The organism is Sphingobium scionense, assembly GCF_014197035.1.
GTDB lineage: Bacteria > Pseudomonadota > Alphaproteobacteria > Sphingomonadales > Sphingomonadaceae > Sphingobium > Sphingobium scionense.
This window is the reverse complement of sequence record NZ_JACIEU010000017.1, coordinates 104,490-127,267: the sequence shown is the minus strand read 5'-3', so window position 1 is coordinate 127,267 and position 22,778 is coordinate 104,490. Positions and strand designations below refer to the sequence as shown.

Genomic DNA, 22,778 nt, shown 5'->3' with positions numbered 1-22,778 from the left:
CGGCCATGCGCCCGACACTTCGGGAGCCTGTCGAGCGGGGATGGCCCCCGCGACGAAAGACAGGAGCCCAAAAATGTCCACGTCGCTCAAAACCGTATCAGCCTATGCCTGGAGCCTCGCCCGCAGCCTCATGGTCAATATCATCGTGTTCCGCACCGAAGCCGGTCTTTTCAGCGCGATGCCGGCCAGCGAATGGGACGGCGACTCGGCTAGCATCGTTCGCGAGTTTGATCCCTTCGCCTGGTGAGGCGAATGCGGGGCCGCTGGTCGGCCCCGCTTTCCTGAAACCCTGAAGCGCGCTTTCGCGTAGATACGCAGATACGTATTTACGATTCCCTAGTATATTGGGTGGCCATGGGTTAGGCAGAGCGGCGACGTCCCCGGCATGAGCCTGCGGGAGATCGTCGCCACGAATTTGCGTCAAATGCGTCATGCCAAGAGCCTGTCGCAGGAGGAGCTTGCCGATCGTGCAGGTGTCAACCGCAACTATATCGGAATGCTGGAGCGTGAAGAACACGCCGCGACGGTCGATATGCTCGAACGCATCGCCGCGATACTCGAAGTCGATCCCATCGAATTCTTCCGCAAGGCAGATTGATCTTCCAGCGGTATTGTCGTCGGGCCAGGTGGGACGGGCACCATCTCGTTTCCGAGTTCGCACCCCCGACGCGATGAGTGCGCTGGGGCGCCGCGGCTTTTTCCATTATCCCCTGGACAGGATAATCTCACCCCGACGACCGAAGAACTGGCGCTCCGGGCGCCGAGCGGGCCGCTAAAAATGGCGATCCCCGATTTCGATGACCGCCCGCCGCAATCTTCGCGCGTGACCCGCTACGACGAACGCCATTTCGTCACCTATCTGCGAATGCTCGAAGCGGACGAGGAAGGCGCGCATTGGCGTGAAATCGTCCGCATAATCTTCGATCTCGACCCTGTTCGCGAGCCGCAGCGGGCATGGGGCGTCTATGAAAGCCATCTCGCCAGGGCCAAGTGGATGACCGAGATCGGCTACCTCGATCTTCTGCAGGGAAGGCCTCGATAAACCGAGCTTTTTGAAGGTTCGAAGCTATTCGAATCCCAGGTCAACTCCATCGCGCACCCGGCTCTTCCAGCGGACATCAGCGCAGGCAAGCTCTTCGACTGTCCCGAGACAGGGGCAACAGGGAGAGGTGCGATGCCAACTGCCAGCGATTGGCGGTCGCAAGCGATCGCCGCGGAAACCGCCGATCTCGATTATGCCGATTTCGCGCAGGAATTCCTTCGGCACAACAAGGAATACCGGCGGCAATACGCTCGATATGCCGCGCGCAGGAACGGCGCTTCATCAAAGGAGACCCTCAGCACGGGCTTTGCCCGGCGCTGGGGGTTGGTGTTTTCCGATCGATCCCGATGTTTCCGCCGCAGTGTCTCCTGCGCTCTGGCGGCCTGAGGTCGCCCCCGGGACCGTTGCCCTGGCGCCTCCGCCGCGTGGCCTGGAGATCAGGGGGCGGTTTGCACCAGAACGATTGGGCCTGATCCTCGCCGATCATAGTGATGAGGGCGGTCGGCATCTCGTCATCGACGACCCTGGCGGTCGCTTGCGACTGTGGCTCGCTGAACCGAATCTGGAAGTCGAGCCGGCCATAGTTCTCACCCCCGACCGCGACTATGCTTTGCGGCGTTCGGTCGCTGATCGTCTGGCCCTCCGACTGCAGGGCGCCGCAGGCGGGCGCGTGCCCACAGCTTTCCGGCCGACAGACTTCCAGCGCATGAGACTGACATTTCTTCTGCATCTGCTGGGCCTCCTTGCGACGGGCCTCAGCACCCGCGAACTGGCCGATGCCGCCGTCTATCCTGAGCTTGGCCTACATGGTTCGGACTGGCGCGCGGCCAATGAACGCCGACAGGTTCAGCGTCTTCGCGACGAGGCGCTCCGGCTCAGCGAGAGCGGATATCTGGATCTCCTGCGCGGGCGCTGATCGACCAGGGCCAGTGCGACATTTTCCTTGGCCTGATTTTCCCCTCTCTCCCGGCGCAAGCAGATTACGCCAGCCTTGTCTCCGCCACTACGCGCTCGCCCCACGCGGCCTGCGCTTCGACGGAGACCGACAATGCAGCCCAATCCCCCAGATGATGCGCCACGCTTTCTGAGAACCCCCGATGCCGCGAAGCGTCTGGGCCTCTCGCCGCGCACGCTGGAGAAACATCGCTGCTTCGGCACCGGCCCCATCTACCACAAGCTCGGTGGCCGCATCGTCTACACGGTCGCCGACATCGACGACTGGGCAGCGGCCGGGATGCGCCGGTCAACGTCCGATCCGGGACCGGGCATCGCCACCACGAGACGGCCTGCGAATGCCGGGCGTGGACGGTAATCCGTGACAGCCAAAGGCTTCACTTCCCGGCAGCTTGACCTGTTCCGTCCGATCGCCGGAGATATCGCCCCGCGTGACGCCCAGGATCTGATGAGCTGGCCCTTCTTCTCGCTTGCCAAGAGCAAGCGGGTCGCACCGATCCTGTTCCGCATGGGCGATGTCTCGATCCATGTCGAAGCGACGCCCGAACATGGGATGGCGACCATCTGGGACGCCGATATCCTGATCTGGGCGGCAAGCCAGATTGTCGAGGCGCATGATGCGGGACTGCCGACCTCCCGCCTCATCGCCGCGACGCCCTATGACATCCTGACCTTCACCCGGCGCGGCACCGGCAAGGCGAGCTATGAGCGGCTGCGCGCCGGGCTCGACCGGCTTCAGTCGACCACGATCGCTACCAGCATCCGTCAAACCACCCAGCGCAGGCGCCATCGCTTCTCCTGGATCAATGAGTGGCGTGAGCGTCTCGATGGCCAGGGTCGCGCGCTCGGCATCGAGATGATCGTCCCTGACTGGTTCTATGCCGGGGTGCTGGATCACGCGCTCGTCCTCACCATCGACCGAGCCTATTTCAACCTGACCGGCGGCCTGGAACGCTGGCTCTATCGTATCTGCCGCAAGCATGGCGGACGGCAGGAACATGGGTGGAGCTTCGACGTCGCCCACCTTCACCTGAAGTCGGGCGTCCTCTCGCCGCTCAAGCGCTTCAGCTTCGAGCTGCGAGATATCGTCCGCCGCCAGCCGCTGCCCGGATACCGGCTGACACTCACCTTCGAACTCGGCCGTCAGCGGCTGAACTTCGCTCCGCTCCCCATCGATCCGCTCGACGCCGCCATGCGGCGAATGGGCTACCCGCCTGTGGATAAGTTGCCATGAGGCACGGACTATCGGGAACCGCGACTATCGGACGATCGGGAACCCGATCCTCGGACTATCAGGAACCGAAACCGGGCTTAACACCTTGGAATCGTTTTCCGATTCTGCCCCCTAACATTGCTAACTCTGAATCCTTCGGATTCATACTAACGGGCTGCGCGCCTGTGGACGAAACGCGATGATCGTCGCGTTGCTCAATCAGAAGGGCGGCGTCGGCAAGACCACTCTCGCGCTTCATCTGGCTGGCCAGTGGGCTGTCACAGGCAAGCGTGTCCTGCTGATCGATGCCGATCCGCAGGGCTCGGCGCTGGACTGGGCGCAGGAGCGCGCGTCGCAAGGCCTGCCACGGCTGTTCAGCGTGATCGGTCTCGCACGCGACACGCTGCATCACGAGGCGCCGGAACTGGCCCGTGGTGTCGACCATGTGGTGATCGACGGACCGCCGCGCGTCGCAGGGCTGCTTCGCTCGGCTCTGCTGGCCGCCGATCTCGTTCTCATGCCGGTACAGCCATCCCCGCTCGATGGCTGGGCGTCAGCCGAGATGCTGGCCTTGCTCGATCAGGCCCGCATCTTCAAACCCGCGATCGCGGCGCGGTTCGTTCTCAACCGCTATCCCGCGCGCACGCTGATCGGGCGGGCCACTGCCGACAGTCTCGAAGCCCATGATCCGCCTCTGCTGCCGGCCCATGTCGGCCAGCGGGTGATCTTCGCCGATGCACTGCGGACCGGGCGCCTCGCGTCCGAAATGGACGCGGACAGCATCGCTGCGCGCGAAATCTCAGCATTGGCACAGCAGGTCGAGAACCTGCTGTCATGAGCGGTCCGGTCAAACCGCCCAGGCGTTTCGTCGCCCGGCCACGCGGCGTCGAAGCCTGGGTGTCCGCCGGCGAAGGGGAACGGACAACGTCGCCTTCACGCAGCGCGAACACCGCGCGCCTCACCATCGATGTGACGCCGGAACTGCGGAAACGACTCAAGCTTGCCGCGCTCCAGCGCGGGCTGACGCTGGCCGATCTGGTGCGGGCCATGCTGGCCGAAGCCTTCCCGGCGGAAGACCAGGAGCGCGCGCCATGATCGCTGTCCGCGATGATCGCACCCGCGTCGAGCTGCTGTGGATCGAAAAGAAGATCGAGCGCTGGATACGCTTCGGCCGCCCTGTCGAGGATCAGATACTCGACCGGCGCCGGCGCCGCCTGGGCTTCGCTCCCGACAGCATATTCGCTTTCGTGCGCTGGGCGTCGAACGACTACGGCACCGTCGTTTCTCGCATCGACATCCTGCGCGCGGTGCTGCCAGGCGAGCCCTATCAGACCGTGCCTGGTGTCGATCCGGGCGGTGACATTCTGCTGCGGGCTTCCGGCTGGCCCAAGGTTCAGCGTGTGTTCGAAGCGATCGACGCGGTGGACGCCCTCGAAATCGATCCCGCCGACGTCGCCCCGGACCATTGGCGCCACGTCCACAATCGCCTCGCCGCCCGCGAAACGCCGCGTCCCTACACGCTGGAGCGCCATCGCGCCTGGCTCGCCCGCAAAGGCTCCTTGCAATGACCTATCCCTGGAAAACGCTCGCGGCCGCCGTCGCCGCAGTCAATCTCATAGCGATCTCGATGTGGATCGATCCGCCTCCGCGCCTGATCTGGAACGCCAGTCCGAGTGTTCCGATCGGCTTCTACCGGGTGCGCGTCGGCGACCCTGTCTCGCGCGGCGAGCTTGCGGTGGTTCTGCCGCCACCGGACATCGCACGGTTCCTCGCCGAGGGCGGTTATCTGCCGCTCGGCCTGCCGCTCCTCAAGCGTGTGGCGGCGCTGCCCGAACAGACGGTTTGCCGAACCGGCGACACGATCAGCATCGACGGCGATGTCGTTGCTGTGGCGCAGACAACTGACCGGCTTGGCCGCGCGCTGCCCGTCTGGACGGGATGCCGGACGCTCGCAGCCGACCAGCTTTTTTTCCTCAATGCCGATCGCGAGGACAGCCTCGACGGCCGCTATTTCGGACCACTTCCCGCAGCAACCGTGATCGGGCGGGCGACGCCCATGTGAGCGTTCGCCGTGCCGCGAAATTCATTCCACCCCGCCAAGCAAAGGAGACTGGCAATGCAACCCAATATCTTCAAACCCACCGATGAGGGCTATAAGGGCCGCATCCGGTTGTTCGGCATCGACGAGATTGTCACGCTTGTTCCCGCCGAACCGAGCGATGCAGACAAGGCGCCGGATTTCCGCGTGCTGCTCGACGACGAACATGGCCCGAGAGTTGGCGCCGCGTGGAAGGATGTCGGCGAACGCGCTGGCGACTATGTCTCGCTGGAAATCGAAAGCCCGCTGTTCGCGGGCCAGACTCTGCGCGCGCATCTCTTTCGCACCGACGACGAGGGCTCGGCGTTCCGCCTGTCGGTAAGCCGTCACCGTGTCCGCGAAGACCGGACCTGATCCGGTGCGCCCGAGCTGCTGCAAATCGCGCCGCCGGGCGCTGTCGCTGGCGCTGCTCGCATGTCTTGCGAGCGCGCCGGCGATGGCCATAGCGGGCGGCGAAACCGCCGCGGCGCGGTCGCCATCCGCGGTAACGCCGTTCGCCGCCCATGTGGCCGAGGCATCCCGCCGCTTCGGCATCCCGGAGCGCTGGATACGGGCGGTCATGCGCGCCGAAAGCGCCGGCGATGTGACCGCGATCTCGCACGCTGGAGCCATGGGTCTGATGCAAATCATGCCCGGGACCTGGGCGGAGCTTCGCACGCGCTATCGCCTCGGCCGCGATCCCTACGAGCCCCGCGACAACATCATCGCGGGCACGGCTTATCTTCGTGAGTTGTATGATCGTTACGGCAATTCGACGGCAATGCTGGCAGCCTATAACGCCGGCCCAGGACGCTATGATGAGCATCTGGCGACGGGCCGGGCGCTACCGCGGGAGACGCGCGCCTATCTCGCCATGCTCGCGCCGATGGTCGGCGGACCGCCCGCTCGCGCGCTCGCGAGCGCGCCCGCCGATGCGCTGGCCTGGACCCACGCGCCGCTCTTTTCGCGACCGGTCCGCGTCCAGTCCACTACCGTGTCGACATCATCCGGTTCGCCACCGGACGATGGTGAAGACGCACCAGATCCCGCGCCTCGCCAGCTCGAGGACAGCCTCTTCGTCCCTCTTTCCGGTCTGCACCCGTCATGACGGGCCCGCTCGCAGGCAAGCGTACTCAGGGGAGCAATGACGTCCTCTATCGAACAAGCGGCTGGGAACGCAGGAAGAACAGGGAGGCACGGCAAGATAAAAGGACCGCCAGCAGGCTCGGTCCAGATGGTTGGTTGGTCGGGGATTTTTCGTATGGCTCCGCGAGCGGCCTGCCAGCATGTTCTCGTGAAACTGCCGAAATTCTCATCGATCCACGTCTGGCAGGCTTTTGCGCCGATGGTTCCAGCCTCCGATGAGCGGCCCCGACGACGAGTTCCAGGTCAGGCCTGGACGGCCCCGCGACGGAGGGACAAAAGGCCGGCAAGCGAAGTCCTTCGTCGGCCAGGTGCTGCGGGCGGCGAACAAAGGCGGGCGCGGCGGTCGCGCATACAGTCCTCGCCGGAAAGGGGGCGGCGCTTCCCGCTTCGGGCGCGGCCGGGTGACGGCCCCTCGTCGCGCGCGCAGGTCATCGGATCGACGCGTCGTCGTCAAGATGCGGATTGTCCGGCACCAAGGGGTCAAATATCGTGCAGCACCGCTTGCCCGGCACGCCAGCTATCTCGAACGCGAAGGCGTCACGCGCGACGGTGCGCCAGGCCGACTGTTCGACGCGACTGGCGATCAGGCGGACGGAAACTCCTTCGCTGATCGCTGCGAGGACGATCGCCACCATTTTCGGATCATCATCTCACCGGAGGACGCCAGGGAGATGGAGGACCTGCGTGCCTTTACCCGCGAATTGATGGCGGATGCACAGCGCGATCTCGGCACCTCGCTCGACTGGGTAGCAATAGATCACTGGAATACCGATGACCCGCATATCCATGTGCTGGTTCGTGGCCGCGGCGACGATGGCCGCGACCTCGTCATAAGTCGGGACTATATCCGCGAGGGCTTCCGTCATCGCGCCGAAGATCGCGTGACCCTCGAGATGGGGCCGCGCACCCAACGCGAGATCCAGGCCGCACTCGGCCGCGAGGTTCAGGCCGATCGCTGGACCAGCCTCGATCGCACCCTGAGGGATATCGCCGATCGTCATGGCGGCATTGTCGATTTGCGCCCGGATGCCAATGGTCATGGACCTCAAAACCGGCATCTCCTGATAGGCCGCGCGCAGAAGCTCGAAGCCCTGGGCCTGGTCGATCCGCTCGGTCCCGCAGCCTGGACCATCAAGCCTGGTCTGGAAGACACGCTGCGCGATCTCGGTGTTCGCGGTGATATCATCAAGACGATGCACAAGGCGATGGCCAGGGACACACCGAACCCCGACGTGTCCCGCTTCGCGATCCACCAAGCGCCCCCGATCGATCCTGTCGTGGGCCGTCTGGTTGATCGCGGGCTTTATGATGAACTCAAAGGCAGCGCCTATGCCGTTGTCGATGGCATCGATGGTCGCACCCACCATCTCCGGTTCGACGATATCGACATGACTGGCGACGCGAAGCCCGGCGCCATCGTCGAACTGCGCTCCTGGGACGATGCCAGGGGACAGCGGCGCCATTCGCTCGCGTCACGCTCCGATCTTTCGCTTGGCGAGCAGATCAGCGCCGATGGCGCGACCTGGCTCGATCGTAATCTCGTCGCACGCGAGCAGCCTGCGCTGGGAGGCGGTTTCGGCGCGGAAGTCGCCGCCGCCATGGAGTCGCGGGCCGACCAGCTGGTCAATGAGGGATTGGCGGAACGACGGGGTGGCCGCGTCATATTCGCCCGCGCGTTGATCCAGACGCTCAAGGACCGGGAGATGCTGCACATCAAGACCGACCTTGTGAACCGCACCGGCCTCGCGCCTCTGCCATCGAGGCCCGGCGATCATGTCGCGGGTATCTATCGACAGCGGGTGACGCTGGCCTCAGGCCGGTTCGCCATGATCGACAATGGGCTGGGCTTCCAGCTCGTTCCCTGGCGGCCGGCGCTCGAACAGCATCTCGGCCGCCACGTCTCCGGCACGATGACGCCGGGCGGCGGTGTGGACTGGTCCTTTGGACGGCAACGTGGACTGGGATTGGGATTGTGATCGGTACTCGTCGAAGACAGAATTCGCCGGCATTGCTGCCGTTCGCAGCACCCGAAGCTCGTCCTAAAACCCGTCTACATTCATCCGCCCCGAGCGGCTTACCGACGGCCTCAGCGCCGCTATGTTTTCTTTCCGAAGAACACCTGACGCGCCTCATCCTCGTGAAGGTCAAATTTTGCGGTGTGGTACTGGGACGGCTGAACGGCGTCCGAAGTCATTTTGAACGGCAGTTCGTCGATGCAAATCTCCGAGATTAAGGCGGAGAAATCCTTGTCGTAGCAGTCCGCCAGTACCTTCAGGTTGGTGGACGGGAAGCTCTCCTTGAACTCCTTGTTGAACGGTGGCTGGAAGTACCGGATTAGCGACGCCTCGTAGAGGGTCACGCGCTCGGCGTCGGATGTCCCGAACAACTTATCCAGGCCCGCCGAAATGCGGGCGCTTCCCTCCTCCTTATTCTCGGCCCACGGGTTCATGAAGGTGATCATCCGATTGCCCGGTTCGATCTCGAGCATGAGCAGCGTGAGCCGGCGATCAGGCGGCACGCCCTTGACCGAGATCCGCTGCAGGGTCTCGTGCTTGAGCAGCCGGTCGAGGGCGTTGCGCGACCCGTCCTTGCCATAAGCCTGACCAATGTAGAGGACCTCGAAGCCGATCGCATCCTGCTCGTCGTTCAGCCGTCGCGCCATCTCTTCGTCAGAGGGTGCCCAGTAACCATCACCGTTTTTGATGAACCACCCCCGCTCGGTCTCGACCAGCTCGACGCCGTCAGGCATGGGCCAGGCAAGTTCATGGCGTTTGCCGGCAACGAGGATAACGATGACAAGCCGTCCATCCTCAAGGCGCTGATCGACGGTCTCTATCGCCGGCATAGTGCCGATGACGTAAATGTGGCATTTCGCGAGATGCGGCTTGAACGCCGCCACGATCTTCTCCTCGTAGATTCCGAAGGCAGGCATGAGCACGAAGCTCGTCGCGTACATGTTGAGAGCGTGTTCGACGTCGAACCGCTTGCCGCCGAACAGCTGGGCGGGATCGCGCTTCGGTTTTTTGTCGGGTTGATTTTTAGTCATCCACTGATTCTACTTTTACCTGTCGGCGCGAAACAAGTCACATGGCATCCATAAATTGGATCAGGCAGTCACGATGTCGCCGACGTTTCGGTCATTCCGACATTTGAGCTTGCTATCTAAGAGTGGTCCTTTGCTCATCTTGTCGAGAACGATCGAAACATGAAAGAAGAAGGAGGAATCGCGGAAGCAATAGAGTTCTTGTTGCACCCGTTCGCTGGTGCGCCAGCTTACCGTTTGGTGTGAACGCGCGAGCGTTATTAGGAAAGATGTTTTAGACATATCAGGAATCTAAAGATCCCCAAGAGGGTCAAAGATTCCGTCAAAGCGATTTTTCCAAGCAGCATGGACTTGGACTCTGCCCAGCAAATGCTTGTTGTCCATCGCGTAGAACATCATGTCAGGGCTGCTGTACCCGCGGCGCACGATCGTACCAAGGAACTCGATCAATTGCCGATCGAGATCCGCTGGCTCTTCGGACCCTATCGCGTCGCTGGCGACGCGCGCGACAAGGCTCAGGATGAAAGAAATCGCCCTCGGCACGATCGTGCCCGCAATCTCGCGCGCCCGCGGGCAGACATACTTCGTCGGAGTGTGATGATCGGGCTCACCGCCGAGTATAAGTTCAATCGAACGCAGATTGTCGCCATTGATCCATGCCAGCAGGCCGCGAAGCAGATGATCGAGATGCTGGGGGCCAAGGGCACCGCCCTTCGGCTCACCGCATGCTGCGAGGATGCTATCCGAGACGTCCGAAAGCAGAGCGGAGCGGGCGTCGGAGTCCTCGGCGAGCCATTTGAGTGTCCAAGCCAGCCAGTCGGCGACCGAGTTCGGAAGTGTCGCCAGATCGGCATGGACGCGGGCCTTGAGCGCGACGAGCAAGTTTGCGGAAAGCCCGCTTTGGGAAGACAGGATCGCGACGTTGTGATCGATATCCGGATCGCGCTGAGCTTCGATCGACATGCGAAGCTGCTCTATCTTGGCTTCGAACTCGGCTGCAGCGGCACGGCTCGCCGCCCTATAGTAACCGAACGACTTGTGAAGATTGAACAGGTGTGCGGCATCAACCGCATTCTCCCCGCTGGCGAGGACCGCCATGCGGTTGATCGTATACTGAACGTCGGAATCCTGCATTTGGCCCGCCATGAGGCGGTCCAGTACAGTTTCCAGCGGATCCGTGATGGTCACGCAGTGGTCGTCCTCCGGGAGAACGCCCTTGAGCTTACCTATGAGGTTCGCGTTGAGTGGCTGTCCGCTGCGAAATGTGATGATGGGTTCCGGGATCAGCAGGACCAGCCCGTTCGCAAGATGGCCTGCGCGGCCGGCGCGCGCTGCGGCATTTAATATTTCGTGCGCCTCGAGATTCTCGCGACCACCGGCGCGATCGGCGCGCTTGTCACCGGCAAGGATTGCGAGCTGCGCTGGCAAGTTCAAGCCTTGCGCTAGGGTGGGCGTCGCCACGATGACATTGGCGCCGTTACCTCGTTTGAACATACGCTCGGCAAGGTCGCGCTCGAGCCGCAGCATCGACGAGTTGTGCGGTACGGCGCAATGCTCAGGTGTGACGAGGGAATGTTTGAGACCGCCGAGTTCGATTTTGAGCGCTGCCCACCGCTCGCTTTCCGGTTCTGTCGCCGGAATACGGGTTCCCAATTGCGTCGCGATCTCACGTGCCACCGAAACCGCATCGCGCTTCGTGTTCACGAACACGATCGTCTTCAACTCGCGAAGACTGGCCGTGGCGGCGAGACGCGCGGCAACCTCGTTGACGTTCGGCTTGAGCCTTAGTGAGCCAGTCTTGATCGACCCGGAAAGTAAAACGGGCGTGTCGAGCAGCGCGGTCGTGACGACCCAGGCCTTGCTTTCAGATACGGAATGCCAGTTATGCTGCAGCCCCCAGATTCCGTAAGGTCGCGCAGTCAGCTCCCTTTGCGCCGCGCCGCGCAAATCCTTTGCAGGCTTGGGAGCGGCAGCATCCGCGGCGATCTGCCGCTCCCACGCGCGGGTGCGCGAGGCGGTGAGTTCCGTCTCGTCATAGATGACGACACCCCGTGCCTGGCGGCTCGGTTTCCACAGGAGGTCGACCGCGATGCTCCGCCGCTTGGTCAGCGTTCCAACCCAGTCCGCGAGTTCGGCGCCGTTGCGCACCATCGCAGACAGCAAGAGCAGATCGGCCTCGGGCGCAGCCTCCGCAAAGGCTAACACGCACAGCATCGCGTCGAGCGCGCGGCGGATCCTGCCTGTCTGTGGACTCAATAGATGGCACTCGTCGAATACGAGTAATCCCACGTCGGCAAAGGCTTCGGGCGCGAACGAGAGCATCGCCAGGCAGCGCTCGGGGGTCATCACCTCGATATCCTGGAACGAGGCATCGTCGCCGAGGAGGAGATCGAAGTCGTTAGAGATAACCGAGTCCATGATCTCGCTCGGAAACATTTCCTGGAGGTCTTCAGTCAGCTGATCGACCAGGGCATGTGTGGGGGCAAGGAAGGCGACTTTCTTTCCGCGCGCAAGAACGCCTGCGATCTTGAGCGAGGAGACCGTGGTCTTACCCGCCCCTGTCGGGAGCACGACGACCGCGGAAACCCCGGTCTGGTGAAATTCGTCGGCGATCGCCTTGCGGTGGTTCGGCCAGACAAAGGGAAATTTATCCGCCCGAAACCGAAGCCAACGCTCCCATGTTGCCGCGTCGGCGCCGCTTGGCATCGGGGTGTCGTGCAAGCTCGCCGTCTTGAGGACGCCGTCGGCGGCGGACAGCAACGATGCGAGGTGGAATGGACCGGGATAGAGCGCGCCAAGATCGAACGCGACGGCATCAAGGCCGGGGCGTTCGACTGCCAGCCCGACGACGGTGTCAAAGGCATCGCGCGAGCTGGCGAAGCGGCCAGCGATGGATTCAGGAGCGGGCGCGCGGAGAATATGTGCCGCCAGGAGTTCGATGCCCGTCGCTATGGTTTCTAGCAGCGCAGCAAGCGCCCGATCTTCCATTCCGCCCGGAAGCGCTGGCCGACGCCAGCGGGCCGAGCGGTCTAAGATACGGGCCAGCCTGCCACGCGCCATGTCGGCGACATGCTCGCTCACGATTGCGGCTTCGTAGGTTTCGCCCCCGCGCGCGATCCTGATCTGCAAGGCCGCCTCGTTGGCGTCGCCATACTGTTCCGCCATCAGGAACAGGATTGCGGCCGAGAGCGAGGGATCGACCCGGTCGCGGTCGATGTTGGAGATCGGCTGGTCGGGGGATTGCAACAGCTGCCGGCGGGCAAGGATTTGCTGCGCCGTCCCGGCAACGAATGCCGCGGCGGCTCTTGACGGCGACTCGCGCTGCGTCGACGCGACGAGTTCATAGGTGTCGGCGATGCGCTCGAGGGGCCAGTTAGTGTTTGGCGGCGATGCTTCGCTTCCTCTCAGCCGGGACGAGGCGAGTTCGGCATAGTGCTGAGTGAGGAGCGCCGGAATCATCTCCGGATCGAGATCCGGCAGAGGTGGAGCTGACCGCAGGAAGCGAGACGTCTCGGCGTCAAACATCAAGGTCGTCCTCGAGTGAATTGAGGTAGCCCACTGCCTGAAGCCCAAGTTGGTCAAACCATGGCCGCAGCTCGGCGGGAACGACGAAGCAGGCCGCTTGGCGCTGGTCGGTCGTTATTCCAGTCAAATCTCCATAGGTGGAGAAGATGTTGGCGCGAGCAGAGTCATTGTCCAGCTCTGCAACGGTGGTAACCGCGGCGCGGTAGCGGCGACGGTTGCGGTCGGTAACGGCGGCGGCCATTCTCGCCGCGAACTCGTCGCTGATCCCCGCCCTAGTCAGCAGCGCGCCCGCCGTCGCGATGATTTCCGCGCTTCGCCTGTTGTCGTGGCGCTCCCGGAATCCCGCCATTACCTTACCGGCAAAGATCGATTTCGGATCGTCGGTGCATTTATCTTCAAAGATCGTCGTAGTCTCGATCGCAGACTTGTCCGGCGACAACACCAGCATGAGACCATCGAGTCCTTGGCTCGTCGCACTGACGTGCGGGTCTTTCATGAGCACGGCTGGACCATGAGACTGCCGGGCAGCAATCCAGGACATGGCCTCGAACATGAAGCCGTCACGTTGCCAGCGCGGATAGCCGATACGCGGTGTCTGCGGCCCGTCCTGCACCGTCAGTCGGATGATCGCTTCGGACCGCAATTCCGCGAAGGAGAAGGCCGGGGCAGCCGGCGCCAGACTCGAGACGATGTGCGCGGCTTGACTCACCTGTCCCATGGCGATGATCGCTATCAGGCGCGCCAACTGCGCGGCGTTCGCAACCGTCCAGCGCTCGCCCACGCAACCGGCTCCGGCATGGCAAGCTGCCGCAGTCAGTGGATTCCAACTTATATCGCCAGATTGTTCGATGTCGCGGTCCCCCCGTTCCCCGGCGGCCAACTGACTTCGGTTTGGCAGGAAAGCCAAGCCCCAATTCACGAGCTCGACGTCTTTCGTCGACAAAGCTGTCATTCGTGCTTCGGATTAGCTCGTCGATGAGGCCGCAGCCTCTTATCCTACCCGCATCGATGTCACTTTCGTTCCACCTTCGTTCTGTGTAGACAAGTGGGGATCAAAGGAGTGGGAATGTGGACGGTCAGGACGACGAGGCGCATCTAGCGGCGGTAGAGGCGATGCTGGCGGCCGAAGGCATGGCCGAAGCGGCCGAATTGCTCCGCGAGGCTGATTGCGAGGTAACTGAGACAGGCTGGGACAATTGGAACGGCGGAACGCCGATTTATACCGTCTATCTGTCGATCGACCCGGCGCACTACGGCCGTCTAGGTACAAAGCGCGCTACGCTGGAGGAGCAAATCACGGCGCGCGTGAAGGCCGTATATGAGCGCGACGGAAATGTGTGGTTCAGCGCATCAATCAGGCCGCGCATTCAACCGCGTACCGACTGGCGTTCGGCGCCTGCGAACCTATCGCGCCGAGCACGCCGCAACATCATTGACGGTCTCAAGGTCGACAACATTGCGTGGATGGGATCGCTGGATGATGTCGAATTTCTGCAGCGGCTCTGGGATCTAGAGACACTGCCGTCGCATGACTCGCGCTACAAGGATGCTGCGGGCGATATCTGGCAGCACCGCTGGAACAATCACGACTGGGAAGACGACTGGATTTTCGAGGACAAGCGTTTCGACCTGATCGATGGTCCGGCGGACCGTTTCCTCGCTTTTCTTGCCGAAATGGTCCACCCGGTCGTGCGGCCAGACCGCAATCAAGCGCTGGATATGGTTCGTAACTTCAACGACCAGCTGCGTCCCGAAGGTTGGATGCTGGTCGAGGTTGAGAAGATCGCTGGCCGGCCACGGTTTGTTGCACAGGCCATCGGCGAGTTGGGCAGCAGATCGGTGATGCGGGCGCGAACTGTCGCTGACGCGCTCGACGCCGCTTGGATGCACCGCGAGATCGAGCGGCTCGAAAATGCGGTTGATCGAGATCCGGCGCTGGCGATCGGAACGGCTAAGGAACTGGTCGAAAGCTGTTGCAAATCGGTCCTGACCAAGCGCGGGATCAGCTATTCAACCGGCGCCGATCTTCCAGCGCTCACCAAGCTGGTGGCTAAGGAGTTGGGGCTGGTCCCCGATAACATTACTGACGCAGCCCGAGGCGCTGAGACCATTAGGCTGATTTTGCGCAACCTGTCGGCGCTCACGCAATATCTTGCCGAGCTGCGTGGCCTCTATGGCTCAGGTCATGGTCGCGATGGTCAACACCGCGGCTTACAGCCGCGTCACGCGCGGCTCGCAGTGGGTACGGCTGTATCATTCATCGATTTCGTGACGGAGACCTTCCGCGAACGTCAGTTCAAAGAGGAAGTGGAGTGTTCCGCAGTGGCTCCAAGCAACCAATTGCAAAGCAAGCGCGCAGGATGCCGGGGCGTATGACCCGGTATGTTTATACCTATCCGAGCGCACCATGCTGAAAACGCGACCGCCGATTATATTGTCCGGCGCGCCTTTTCTTCGGTAGAACTTTATCCTTAATGATACGTAACTACATTGTTGCTCACGGGAAATAGCGGGCGAGTAGCCCGATGATGTTATTTGGGGAATACTTTATGACGGCCAAAGCCACCTCTATAGCCAAGACCTATCTCGATGCGCTCGCCGATGAGCTCGAGATCAGCGATACGCGCTATGAGCAGGCGCAGGAGAGCTATCGGTCGCTCGGTCGATGGTTCAATCGTCCCGCCTCCACGCTGCGTGGCTATGATCCCGCTGTCTATGTCCAAGGCTCCTTCGGCCTCGGAACGGTGATCAAACCGCTGCATGCCGAGGAGGAATATGATGTCGATGCAGTCTGCGAACTGAAAGCGCTCAACAAGTCACAGCTTTCGCAAGAGACCCTGAAGGCGATGGTTGGCGCGGAAATGGAGGGCTACCGTCGTTCCCAAGCGATGACCAAGCCCCTCCGCGAGGGCCGGCGCTGCTGGACCCTCAACTATGCCGATGGCGCACAATTCCACATGGACGTGGTACCCGCGCTGCCAAATGCGCGAGACGTTCGCATCCTGCTTGATAGCAAGGGTCTCGACGCCAGCCGGGCGGCAACCGCGATCGCAATCACCGACAATGAACGGCTGGGCTATCAGCAGATCAGCGACGATTGGCCGCGTTCGAACCCCAAAGGCTATCTCGATTGGTTCAAGGGCCGCATGCGCGTCGTGCTCGAGAAGCGCCGCCGCGCCATGGCCGATGCGGTCAAGGCCAGCGTCGAGGCGATCCCGGACTATAAGGTGCGCACGCCGCTGCAATCCTCGATCATGATCCTGAAGCGGCACCGCGATATCATGTATGTAAAGGATGAGCTCAACTGCTGTCCGATCTCGATCATCATCACCACGCTCGCGGCGCATGCCTATCAGGGCGAGGAAGAGATCGCCGACGCGCTGCTGTCGATTCTGAGCGGAATGGAAGCCTATATCGCGCGTGACACGCGCGGTCGTGCAGTGATCGCGAATCCGAGTGACCCGCTCGAGAATTTTGCCGACAAATGGGCCGAATTCCCCGAGCGTGAACGGGCTTTCTATGCGTGGCTGCGCCAGGCGCAGCGGGACTTCGCCCATGCAGCGAGCCTTGCCGATCGACACTCAATCACTGACTCGCTGTCGCCGCATCTCGGGCAGGAGCTGGCCAAGCGCGCAGCCGATCGGAGCGCCAGCAAGCCCGCTGGGCTGCTCCGCGGGGCGACGGCGGCCGCCGCCGGTGCGCTGTCGACCCCAAGCTTTAGCAACACCGCGCGCACGCCGACCAAGCCGCAAGGCTTTGCGTGATCTGGTGGACAGATCTGCCGTCCCGCGCCCGCGCCGAACGGCAGGCGATCGCCGAGCTGGCTGAAGAGGCGGACTGGCTCCAGTCCGCCAAGTGGCGGCTGACCGACGATCTCCAGTTCGTCGCGGATTTCGACATCGTCCATCTCGGTGCCAGCTACCCGCTCAGCCTGACCTATCCGCACTTTTTTCCGGCGGTGCCGCCGCAGGTGACGCCGCGCGACGGCGCGAGAATCTCGGGTCACCAATATGGCGCAGGGGGCGAGCTCTGCCTCGAGTATCGTCCTGACAATTGGGAACCGCAGTTCACGGGCGCGATGATGATCGGAAGCGCTTATCGGCTGCTGTCGGGCGAAAGTCCCTCAGACGGTGAGGTCGCCGATGTCGCCAGCGCCCATCGCCAGACTGTCGCGCAGGAGGTGCGCAACACCAAGCTGCGCCTGATCCTCAACACGACCTTGCTGGATATCCTTGTGGAGCAGCCGCTCTTGCAAGCTCAGCCTTTCACCCTCGATGAACATTGGTTCGCGAAACATTGGCTTGCGCATCCACGCCGACTTGGATCGCCCGACGCCCCGCCGATATGGGCCGCCGCGCCGCCGCTCACGGAGCCGCGCACGCGCGAGGGATTTGCCATCCGGCTCCCCGACGAAACTAACGTTCCGTTCGAAGGCAGTTACGCCTTTCTGAACACCATTCTGACCGCGCTGAACTTCGCCCCGGCGCTGGAGCGCATGACAGCTTCCGACGCCGAGATGCCGCTGCTGCTGGTTCATCGCGGGACGGCGCGGCTCTATTCGCTCGCGCAGGGCACCGGCAGCCGCGCTGTCTATGTCTACCGCACGATCGTCGCGCCGGCGAACGAGCAACGCCTGTCTGCCGAGCACGGGGTGCTTGCGGACCAATGCGTCGCGATCGTTGGTTGCGGATCAGTAGGATCGAAGATCGCGGCAACCCTTACCCGTGCAGGTGTCGGCACGCTGGTGCTGGTTGATGGTGATCTGCTGCTACCGGGCAATCTGGTGCGCAATGAACTCGACTGGCGCGCGGTCGGCCTCAATAAACCTGATGCGCTGGCGGCGCGGCTCGACGACATTAATCCGTCCACCAAGACGATCGTAAGACGATTGCTGCTCGGCGGACAGGAAAGTTCTGCGTCGACCGACTCGGCGCTGCAGCAAATTGGCCAGTGCGATCTGATCATCGACGCGACAGCAGACGCGCAGATCTTCAACCTTTGTGGCTCGGTGGCATGTGCCGAACGGAAGCCGTTGATCTGGGCTGAGGTCTTTGCCGGCGGCATTGGTGGCATGATCGCACGCTCGCGCCCCGATCTCGATCCGCCGCCGTACGCTGCGCGGCGGCAGATACTGCGTTGGTGCGACGACAATGGCATTCCCTGGACCGGTGGCGATGGCGAGCAATACAGCCTGCAGATCGATGCCGAAAAGCCACCGCTGATCGCCGACGACGCGGATGTCTCAGTCATCGCCGCTCATGCCGGACGCATGGCGATCGACTTGCTCAAAGGTGGCGCGACCACCTTTCCGAATTCGGCCTATGCAATCGGGATGGCGCGTGAGTGGATCTTCGCAGCGCCATTCGACACTTATCCGATCGATCTTGTGCCCGAGGGGCAATGGGGTCCGGACGCCGACGAGAATGCGCGAGACGAGTTGGGCGGTTTGCTGCGCGAGTTTTTCCCCAAGGCCGAGGAGGCCGCGGATGAAGGTTGAGTTCACGCAGCCGCTGCGCGCACGTATGCGCCAGGCGCTGGCGAAGGCGCGACGGCGCGAGATCGGCGGTATCCTCATGGCCGAACAGGTGGAGGCCGGCCATTTCAGGCTCGCCGACTTTACGATTGATGAAGTGACGGGTAGCGCTGCTCATTTCGTGCGATCGGTCGAACATCACCACCGCGCGCTCGACCGATTCTACGAGGAAACCGCGTCGGATTTCGTGCGGTTCAACTATCTCGGCGAATGGCATTCGCACCCAAACCATTTACCCATTCCGAGCTCCACCGACCTCGCATCGATGCAAGATCTTGTCGAGGGGGAGCGCGATATTCCCTTCGCCATGCTGCTGATCGTGCGCACCGCTTGGTGGCGGCGGCTGTTGTTGTCGGCGACGCTGTTCCAGCGCGGCGCGCCACCGGAGCCGATCGAGATCATCGACGGCGCGAAGGGGAACCAGACGTGAAAAAGCATTTCGACTATTTCGTTCGCTCCTGGATCGATTTCATCTTCCTGCGCCCGCTGCCGGGCATGCGGCTCATCAAATGGGGCGTGACGCTGATCCTCGCGACCTTTGCCGGGTTCGCTCTGACGGTTGGCATCCCGACCGAGAACGGCCGGATCGATGTGTCCTTCGATTCCGGTGCCGGCATACCGGCCTTTGCTTTGGCGCTCGTCCTCACGCTCGCCTCCCTAATGATTATTGGTGGAGCACTATGGCTGTTTGTCGATCTGCGACGCGAGAGCCGCAAGCAAGTGATTGCGATCGAGCTGCGAGGGCTACGGGACATGAGCGGACAACCGCTTATCTCCGCGGTCCCCACGGGGATTATGAACCGGCGCGTCTCACTCCTACTCGATATCCGGCAGGGTGCGGACGGCGTTTTGCTTTCGCCCGAGCAGGCGTTGGCCAGGCTCGAGAGCCTACCGCACATGATCCATCAGAACTCGACCGGCCGGGACCGTCGCGACCTCACGGTGGTTGCCGGCGGCATGGCCGCGGTGCCGTTCGCCTTTCTGATGGGGGTTCTTCTAGATGATGAGGGCCGTGTGACCCTGCTGGACTGGAATCGGGCCCAAGAATGCTGGCGCCGTCTCGACGAACCAGACGACGGCGAGCGATTGGTGCTGACCGGGCTCGAGACGGTCGGTGATGCCAGCGAAGTTGTGGTCGCGGTCTCGGTGTCTTACCCGGAGGATCGGGTTGCTATCGCACATCGCTTCCCAGGCCTGCCGGTCATTCGGCTAGGGCTACCTGCTCCGACAATCGATCATCATTGGTCAGCGGCGAAACAGGCGGCATGGGCGCAGCAATTCTTCGACTTGGCGCGCCAGCTTTGTGCGACCAACGTCCGGCAAGTTCACCTTGTGCTTGTTGCGCCGACCAGCGTGGTGATCAGCTTCGGCCGCAGCTACGACAAGCGCAATCTGCCGGCACTCACCGTCTATCAATATGAGAATGGATCGCCAGCGACCTACCCATGGGGTATCAAGATGCCCGTCGCGAACGCGCCAGGCGCAACGCTCGTTCGCTCATGAAGCTGAAGCTTTTCGGCTTGTCGAGGGCAACAAGGGTCGAACCGGAAGGCAGTTTTTTGCGTGAGTGAATGTCCGATTTCCTGCTTTCGTGACCTGTAACCTGCCGTTCCGGATCGTCCGACATCTACGCCATTTCTTGTATTTGCACGCTATAATCGCCGTCCCTACGCTGGAGCCCCATAACCTATTGTAAAAGCGCCATTTCGATCCCGACCTTTAGGCAATTTGCCGGAAAGGAAGGGTTATGTCGGCTACCAAGATACTGTGGGGCCAGATCCTCGCAGTCTTCGCGATCGTTCTCGCGTCGGTCTGGAGCGCAACCCAGTGGACGGCCGCCGCGCTCGCCCATCAACCCCAGCTTGGATCACCCTGGTTCACCATAGGCGACTGGCAGATCTATCCGCCGCCCGCTTTCTTCTGGTGGTGGTTTTCGTTCGACGCCTATGCACCCGACATATTTCTGCACGGCGCCTATATCGCCGTCTCAGGTGGATTCGTATCGATTGCCGTCGCCATAGGCATGTCGGTCTGGCGCGCCCGTGAACTGAAGAATGCCGAGACCTATGGCTCGGCGCGCTGGGCGACCGAGACGGAGGCGCGCGCCGCCGGATTGCTGGGTGATGATGGCGTGATCCTCGGTAAGCTGGGAACCGACTATCTGCGCCACGACGGCCCGGAGCATGTGCTGTGCTTCGCGCCAACCCGCTCCGGCAAAGGCGTCGGGCTGGTCGTGCCGAGCCTGCTGACCTGGCCGGGCAGCTGCATCGTCCACGACATCAAGGGCGAGAACTGGGGATTGACCGCGGGATTCCGCAGCCGGTTCGGCAAGGTGCTGCTGTTCGATCCGACCAATGCGGCGAGCGCGGCCTATAACCCCTTGCTCGAAGTGCGCCGCGGCGAATGGGAAGTGCGCGACGTTCAGAATATCGCCGACATATTGGTCGACCCCGAAGGGTCGCTCGAGAAGCGGAACCACTGGGAGAAAACCAGTCATGCGCTGCTGGTCGGTGCCATTCTTCATGTCCTCTACGCCGAACCCGACAAGACACTGGCCGGCGTCGCCAACTTTCTCAGCGATCCGGGCCGACCGATCGAAACCACCCTGCGGGCCATGATGCTGACCCCGCATCTAGGGGAAGCCGGCGTCCACCCGGTCGTCGCCTCCGCGGCACGCGAGCTGCTCAACAAGAGCGAGAACGAACGGTCGGGCGTGCTCTCGACCGCCATGTCGTTCCTGGGTTTGTACCGCGATCCGGTCGTCGCGGCCGTCACCCGGCAATGCGACTGGAGGATCGCCGACCTCGTGAACGGGCCGCATCCAGTCTCGCTTTACCTGGTCGTCCCGCCTTCTGATATCAACCGCACCAAGCCACTGGTCCGGCTCATTCTCAATCAGATCGGGCGTCGGCTGACCGAGGAGTTGAACTCCACTGCCAAGCGGCAGCGCCTGCTGCTGATGCTCGACGAGTTTCCGGCTTTGGGCAGGTTGGATTTCTTCGAGAGCGCACTGGCCTTCATGGCGGGCTATGGGATGAAATCCTTCTTGATCGCCCAGTCGCTCAATCAGATCGAGAAGGCCTATGGCGTCAATCACTCGATCCTGGATAACTGCCACGTCCGGGTTTCGTTTGCGACCAACGACGAGCGGACGGCCAAACGGGTTTCGGACGCCCTCGGAACCGCCACAGAAATGCGGGCGATGAAGAATTATGCGGGCCACAGGCTCAGCCCCTGGCTCGGCCATCTGATGGTGTCGCGATCCGAGACCGCCCGCCAGCTCCTCACGCCTGGAGAGATCATGCAGCTTCCACCCGACGATGAGATCGTCATGGTGGCGGGCACGCCGCCGGTGCGGGCGAAGAAGGCGCGATATTTCACCGATCCCCGCCTCACCCGCCGCTTGCTGCCGGCACCAAAACCCCAGCGCAGCCAACGGCCGCCACGCCCAGACGACTGGACGGGTATCGAACCGCCGCCGCAGCCGGACAGCCCGCCTCCCGGTCAATCCGGCGGAGCGGCCGCCACGCCTGAGAATGCGGACAGCGGTGACGCCAATGCCAATATCCGCCGTGAGCCGGGCCTTCCCGACCATGAGGAAGTGGTGCGTGAGGCGCCGGCGCCCGTCAACGAGTTCGATTTCGATGAACCGGATACAGCCAGCGATGAGGCGACCACCCAGCGCCGGATGCACCGCATCGCCCGCATCGCAAGCCTCGATCCCGGCGACGGCATCGAACTTTGACAGGGAGAACCCAGACCATGCGCGTCAAACGCACCTATCGTCTGCCGCCCGATCTCGTCGATCAAATCGAGGACTATGCCGCCCGCAAGCGCGTGCCGCAGACGCACATCATCGAGGCCGCACTTCTCTCGTTCCTGTCGCCAGACGGGCCTGAGCGCCTGGAGGCGGCGCTGGCGCGGCGCCTCGATCGCCTGTCGCGGCAACTGGAGCGAGCCGAGCAGAACATCACCATCTCCAATGAGGCGATCGCTCTGTTCGTTCGCTTCTGGCTCACCACAACCCCGCCCTTGCCCGACACCGGGCAGGCGGCCGCGAAGGCCAGCGGCAATGAACGCTATAAGGCCTTCATCGAAGCGCTTGGCCGTCGGGTCGAGACGGGGTCGAGTCTCGCTCGTGAGATCACGCAGGACGTTGGTTCACAGGCGAGCCGTCCCGTTACCGGGTTTGAGGACTGAATAAGTCCTACGCCCGGCTTTCTATTCCTTCGACGCCCTTCGCTA

Annotated in this window: 24 protein-coding genes; 21 read left to right on the top strand and 3 right to left on the bottom strand. The window is 62.6% G+C overall.

The window, feature by feature from the left end:
* Positions 1–73: 73 nt before the first annotated feature.
* The 14 genes from GGQ90_RS19500 (at position 74) to GGQ90_RS19435 (ending at position 8,408) form a co-directional block, all read left to right on the top strand.
* A complete protein-coding gene (locus tag GGQ90_RS19500) occupies positions 74–247 on the top strand; it encodes a hypothetical protein (protein ID WP_015460458.1) in 174 nt (57 codons plus the stop codon).
* Positions 248–385: 138 nt separating this feature from the next.
* Complete coding sequence (locus GGQ90_RS19495) at positions 386–598, top strand: helix-turn-helix domain-containing protein (protein WP_015460457.1); 213 nt, start codon at positions 386–388, stop codon at positions 596–598.
* A gap of 180 nt (positions 599–778) precedes the next feature.
* Positions 779–1,042: a DNA -binding domain-containing protein gene (locus GGQ90_RS19490; RefSeq protein WP_015460456.1), complete on the top strand. Its 264-nt coding sequence runs from the start codon at positions 779–781 to the stop codon at positions 1,040–1,042.
* Between the two features lie 132 nt (positions 1,043–1,174).
* Positions 1,175–1,429 (top strand): transcriptional regulator domain-containing protein, encoded by a 255-nt coding sequence (locus GGQ90_RS19485; protein ID WP_015460455.1) that lies wholly within the window; start codon positions 1,175–1,177, stop codon positions 1,427–1,429.
* A gap of 76 nt (positions 1,430–1,505) precedes the next feature.
* On the top strand, positions 1,506–1,958 hold the full coding sequence (locus GGQ90_RS19480; protein ID WP_187294016.1) for a DNA -binding domain-containing protein: 453 nt from the start codon (positions 1,506–1,508) through the stop codon (positions 1,956–1,958).
* A gap of 132 nt (positions 1,959–2,090) precedes the next feature.
* Entirely contained in the window at positions 2,091–2,354 is a 264-nt protein-coding gene (locus tag GGQ90_RS19475) for a helix-turn-helix transcriptional regulator (protein ID WP_015460453.1), read from the top strand.
* 90 nt (positions 2,355–2,444) lie between these two features.
* Positions 2,445–3,230 carry a replication initiator protein A gene (locus GGQ90_RS19470; RefSeq protein ID WP_236626927.1) on the top strand — a complete coding sequence of 262 codons (786 nt, stop codon included), beginning with the start codon at positions 2,445–2,447 and terminating at the stop codon, positions 3,228–3,230.
* A 178-nt stretch (positions 3,231–3,408) separates the two neighbouring features.
* Positions 3,409–4,047 (top strand): ParA family partition ATPase, encoded by a 639-nt coding sequence (parA, locus tag GGQ90_RS19465; RefSeq protein WP_015460451.1) that lies wholly within the window; start codon positions 3,409–3,411, stop codon positions 4,045–4,047.
* Positions 4,044–4,304, top strand: a complete 261-nt coding sequence (locus tag GGQ90_RS19460; protein WP_015460450.1) for a ribbon-helix-helix protein — start codon at positions 4,044–4,046, stop codon at positions 4,302–4,304. The genes parA and GGQ90_RS19460 overlap by 4 nt, the downstream gene beginning before the upstream one ends.
* Entirely contained in the window at positions 4,301–4,777 is a 477-nt protein-coding gene (locus tag GGQ90_RS19455; protein ID WP_015460449.1) for a DUF2840 domain-containing protein, read from the top strand. The genes GGQ90_RS19460 and GGQ90_RS19455 overlap by 4 nt, the downstream gene beginning before the upstream one ends.
* The gene (locus GGQ90_RS19450; RefSeq protein WP_015460448.1) at positions 4,774–5,271 is read left to right on the top strand and encodes a S26 family signal peptidase; all 498 of its coding nucleotides are present in this window, start codon (positions 4,774–4,776) and stop codon (positions 5,269–5,271) included. The genes GGQ90_RS19455 and GGQ90_RS19450 overlap by 4 nt, the downstream gene beginning before the upstream one ends.
* A gap of 54 nt (positions 5,272–5,325) precedes the next feature.
* Complete coding sequence (locus tag GGQ90_RS19445; RefSeq protein ID WP_015460447.1) at positions 5,326–5,661, top strand: DUF736 domain-containing protein; 336 nt, start codon at positions 5,326–5,328, stop codon at positions 5,659–5,661.
* 82 nt (positions 5,662–5,743) lie between these two features.
* The gene (locus GGQ90_RS19440) at positions 5,744–6,394 is read left to right on the top strand and encodes a lytic transglycosylase domain-containing protein (protein WP_084673704.1); all 651 of its coding nucleotides are present in this window, start codon (positions 5,744–5,746) and stop codon (positions 6,392–6,394) included.
* 253 nt (positions 6,395–6,647) lie between these two features.
* Positions 6,648–8,408, top strand: a complete 1,761-nt coding sequence (locus tag GGQ90_RS19435) for a relaxase/mobilization nuclease domain-containing protein (RefSeq protein WP_041865010.1) — start codon at positions 6,648–6,650, stop codon at positions 8,406–8,408.
* A 119-nt stretch (positions 8,409–8,527) separates the two neighbouring features.
* Here the strand turns inward: GGQ90_RS19435 and GGQ90_RS19430 are convergent, their stop codons facing one another.
* The 3 genes from GGQ90_RS19430 to GGQ90_RS19420 all read right to left on the bottom strand — a co-directional run bounded on the left by GGQ90_RS19430 (position 8,528) and on the right by GGQ90_RS19420 (position 13,952).
* Positions 8,528–9,478, bottom strand: a complete 951-nt coding sequence (locus GGQ90_RS19430) for a hypothetical protein (RefSeq protein ID WP_015460443.1) — start codon at positions 9,476–9,478, stop codon at positions 8,528–8,530.
* Positions 9,479–9,766: 288 nt separating this feature from the next.
* The gene (locus tag GGQ90_RS19425) at positions 9,767–13,000 is read right to left on the bottom strand and encodes a DEAD/DEAH box helicase (RefSeq protein ID WP_051128764.1); all 3,234 of its coding nucleotides are present in this window, start codon (positions 12,998–13,000) and stop codon (positions 9,767–9,769) included.
* Positions 12,993–13,952 carry a hypothetical protein gene (locus tag GGQ90_RS19420; protein WP_223178352.1) on the bottom strand — a complete coding sequence of 320 codons (960 nt, stop codon included), beginning with the start codon at positions 13,950–13,952 and terminating at the stop codon, positions 12,993–12,995. The genes GGQ90_RS19425 and GGQ90_RS19420 overlap by 8 nt, the downstream gene beginning before the upstream one ends.
* 116 nt (positions 13,953–14,068) lie before the next feature.
* Here GGQ90_RS19420 and GGQ90_RS19415 point away from each other — a divergent pair, with 116 nt between their 5' ends.
* The 7 genes from GGQ90_RS19415 (at position 14,069) to GGQ90_RS19385 (ending at position 22,733) form a co-directional block, all read left to right on the top strand.
* Complete coding sequence (locus tag GGQ90_RS19415) at positions 14,069–15,376, top strand: abortive infection family protein (RefSeq protein ID WP_015460440.1); 1,308 nt, start codon at positions 14,069–14,071, stop codon at positions 15,374–15,376.
* Between the two features lie 173 nt (positions 15,377–15,549).
* The gene (locus GGQ90_RS19410) at positions 15,550–16,764 is read left to right on the top strand and encodes a nucleotidyltransferase domain-containing protein (RefSeq protein WP_015460439.1); all 1,215 of its coding nucleotides are present in this window, start codon (positions 15,550–15,552) and stop codon (positions 16,762–16,764) included.
* Between the two features lie 206 nt (positions 16,765–16,970).
* The gene (locus tag GGQ90_RS29855) at positions 16,971–18,497 is read left to right on the top strand and encodes a ThiF family adenylyltransferase (RefSeq protein WP_223178351.1); all 1,527 of its coding nucleotides are present in this window, start codon (positions 16,971–16,973) and stop codon (positions 18,495–18,497) included.
* The gene (locus GGQ90_RS19400) at positions 18,487–18,963 is read left to right on the top strand and encodes a Mov34/MPN/PAD-1 family protein (RefSeq protein ID WP_015460437.1); all 477 of its coding nucleotides are present in this window, start codon (positions 18,487–18,489) and stop codon (positions 18,961–18,963) included. Before GGQ90_RS29855 ends, GGQ90_RS19400 begins: the two co-directional genes overlap by 11 nt.
* The gene (locus tag GGQ90_RS19395) at positions 18,960–20,036 is read left to right on the top strand and encodes an SAVED domain-containing protein (RefSeq protein ID WP_015460436.1); all 1,077 of its coding nucleotides are present in this window, start codon (positions 18,960–18,962) and stop codon (positions 20,034–20,036) included. Before GGQ90_RS19400 ends, GGQ90_RS19395 begins: the two co-directional genes overlap by 4 nt.
* Before the next feature lie 244 nt (positions 20,037–20,280).
* Positions 20,281–22,278, top strand: coding sequence for a conjugal transfer protein TraG (locus GGQ90_RS19390; RefSeq protein ID WP_015460435.1), 1,998 nt, complete (start codon positions 20,281–20,283; stop codon positions 22,276–22,278).
* 17 nt (positions 22,279–22,295) lie between these two features.
* Positions 22,296–22,733: a hypothetical protein gene (locus GGQ90_RS19385; RefSeq protein ID WP_015460434.1), complete on the top strand. Its 438-nt coding sequence runs from the start codon at positions 22,296–22,298 to the stop codon at positions 22,731–22,733.
* Positions 22,734–22,778 lie beyond the last annotated feature (45 nt).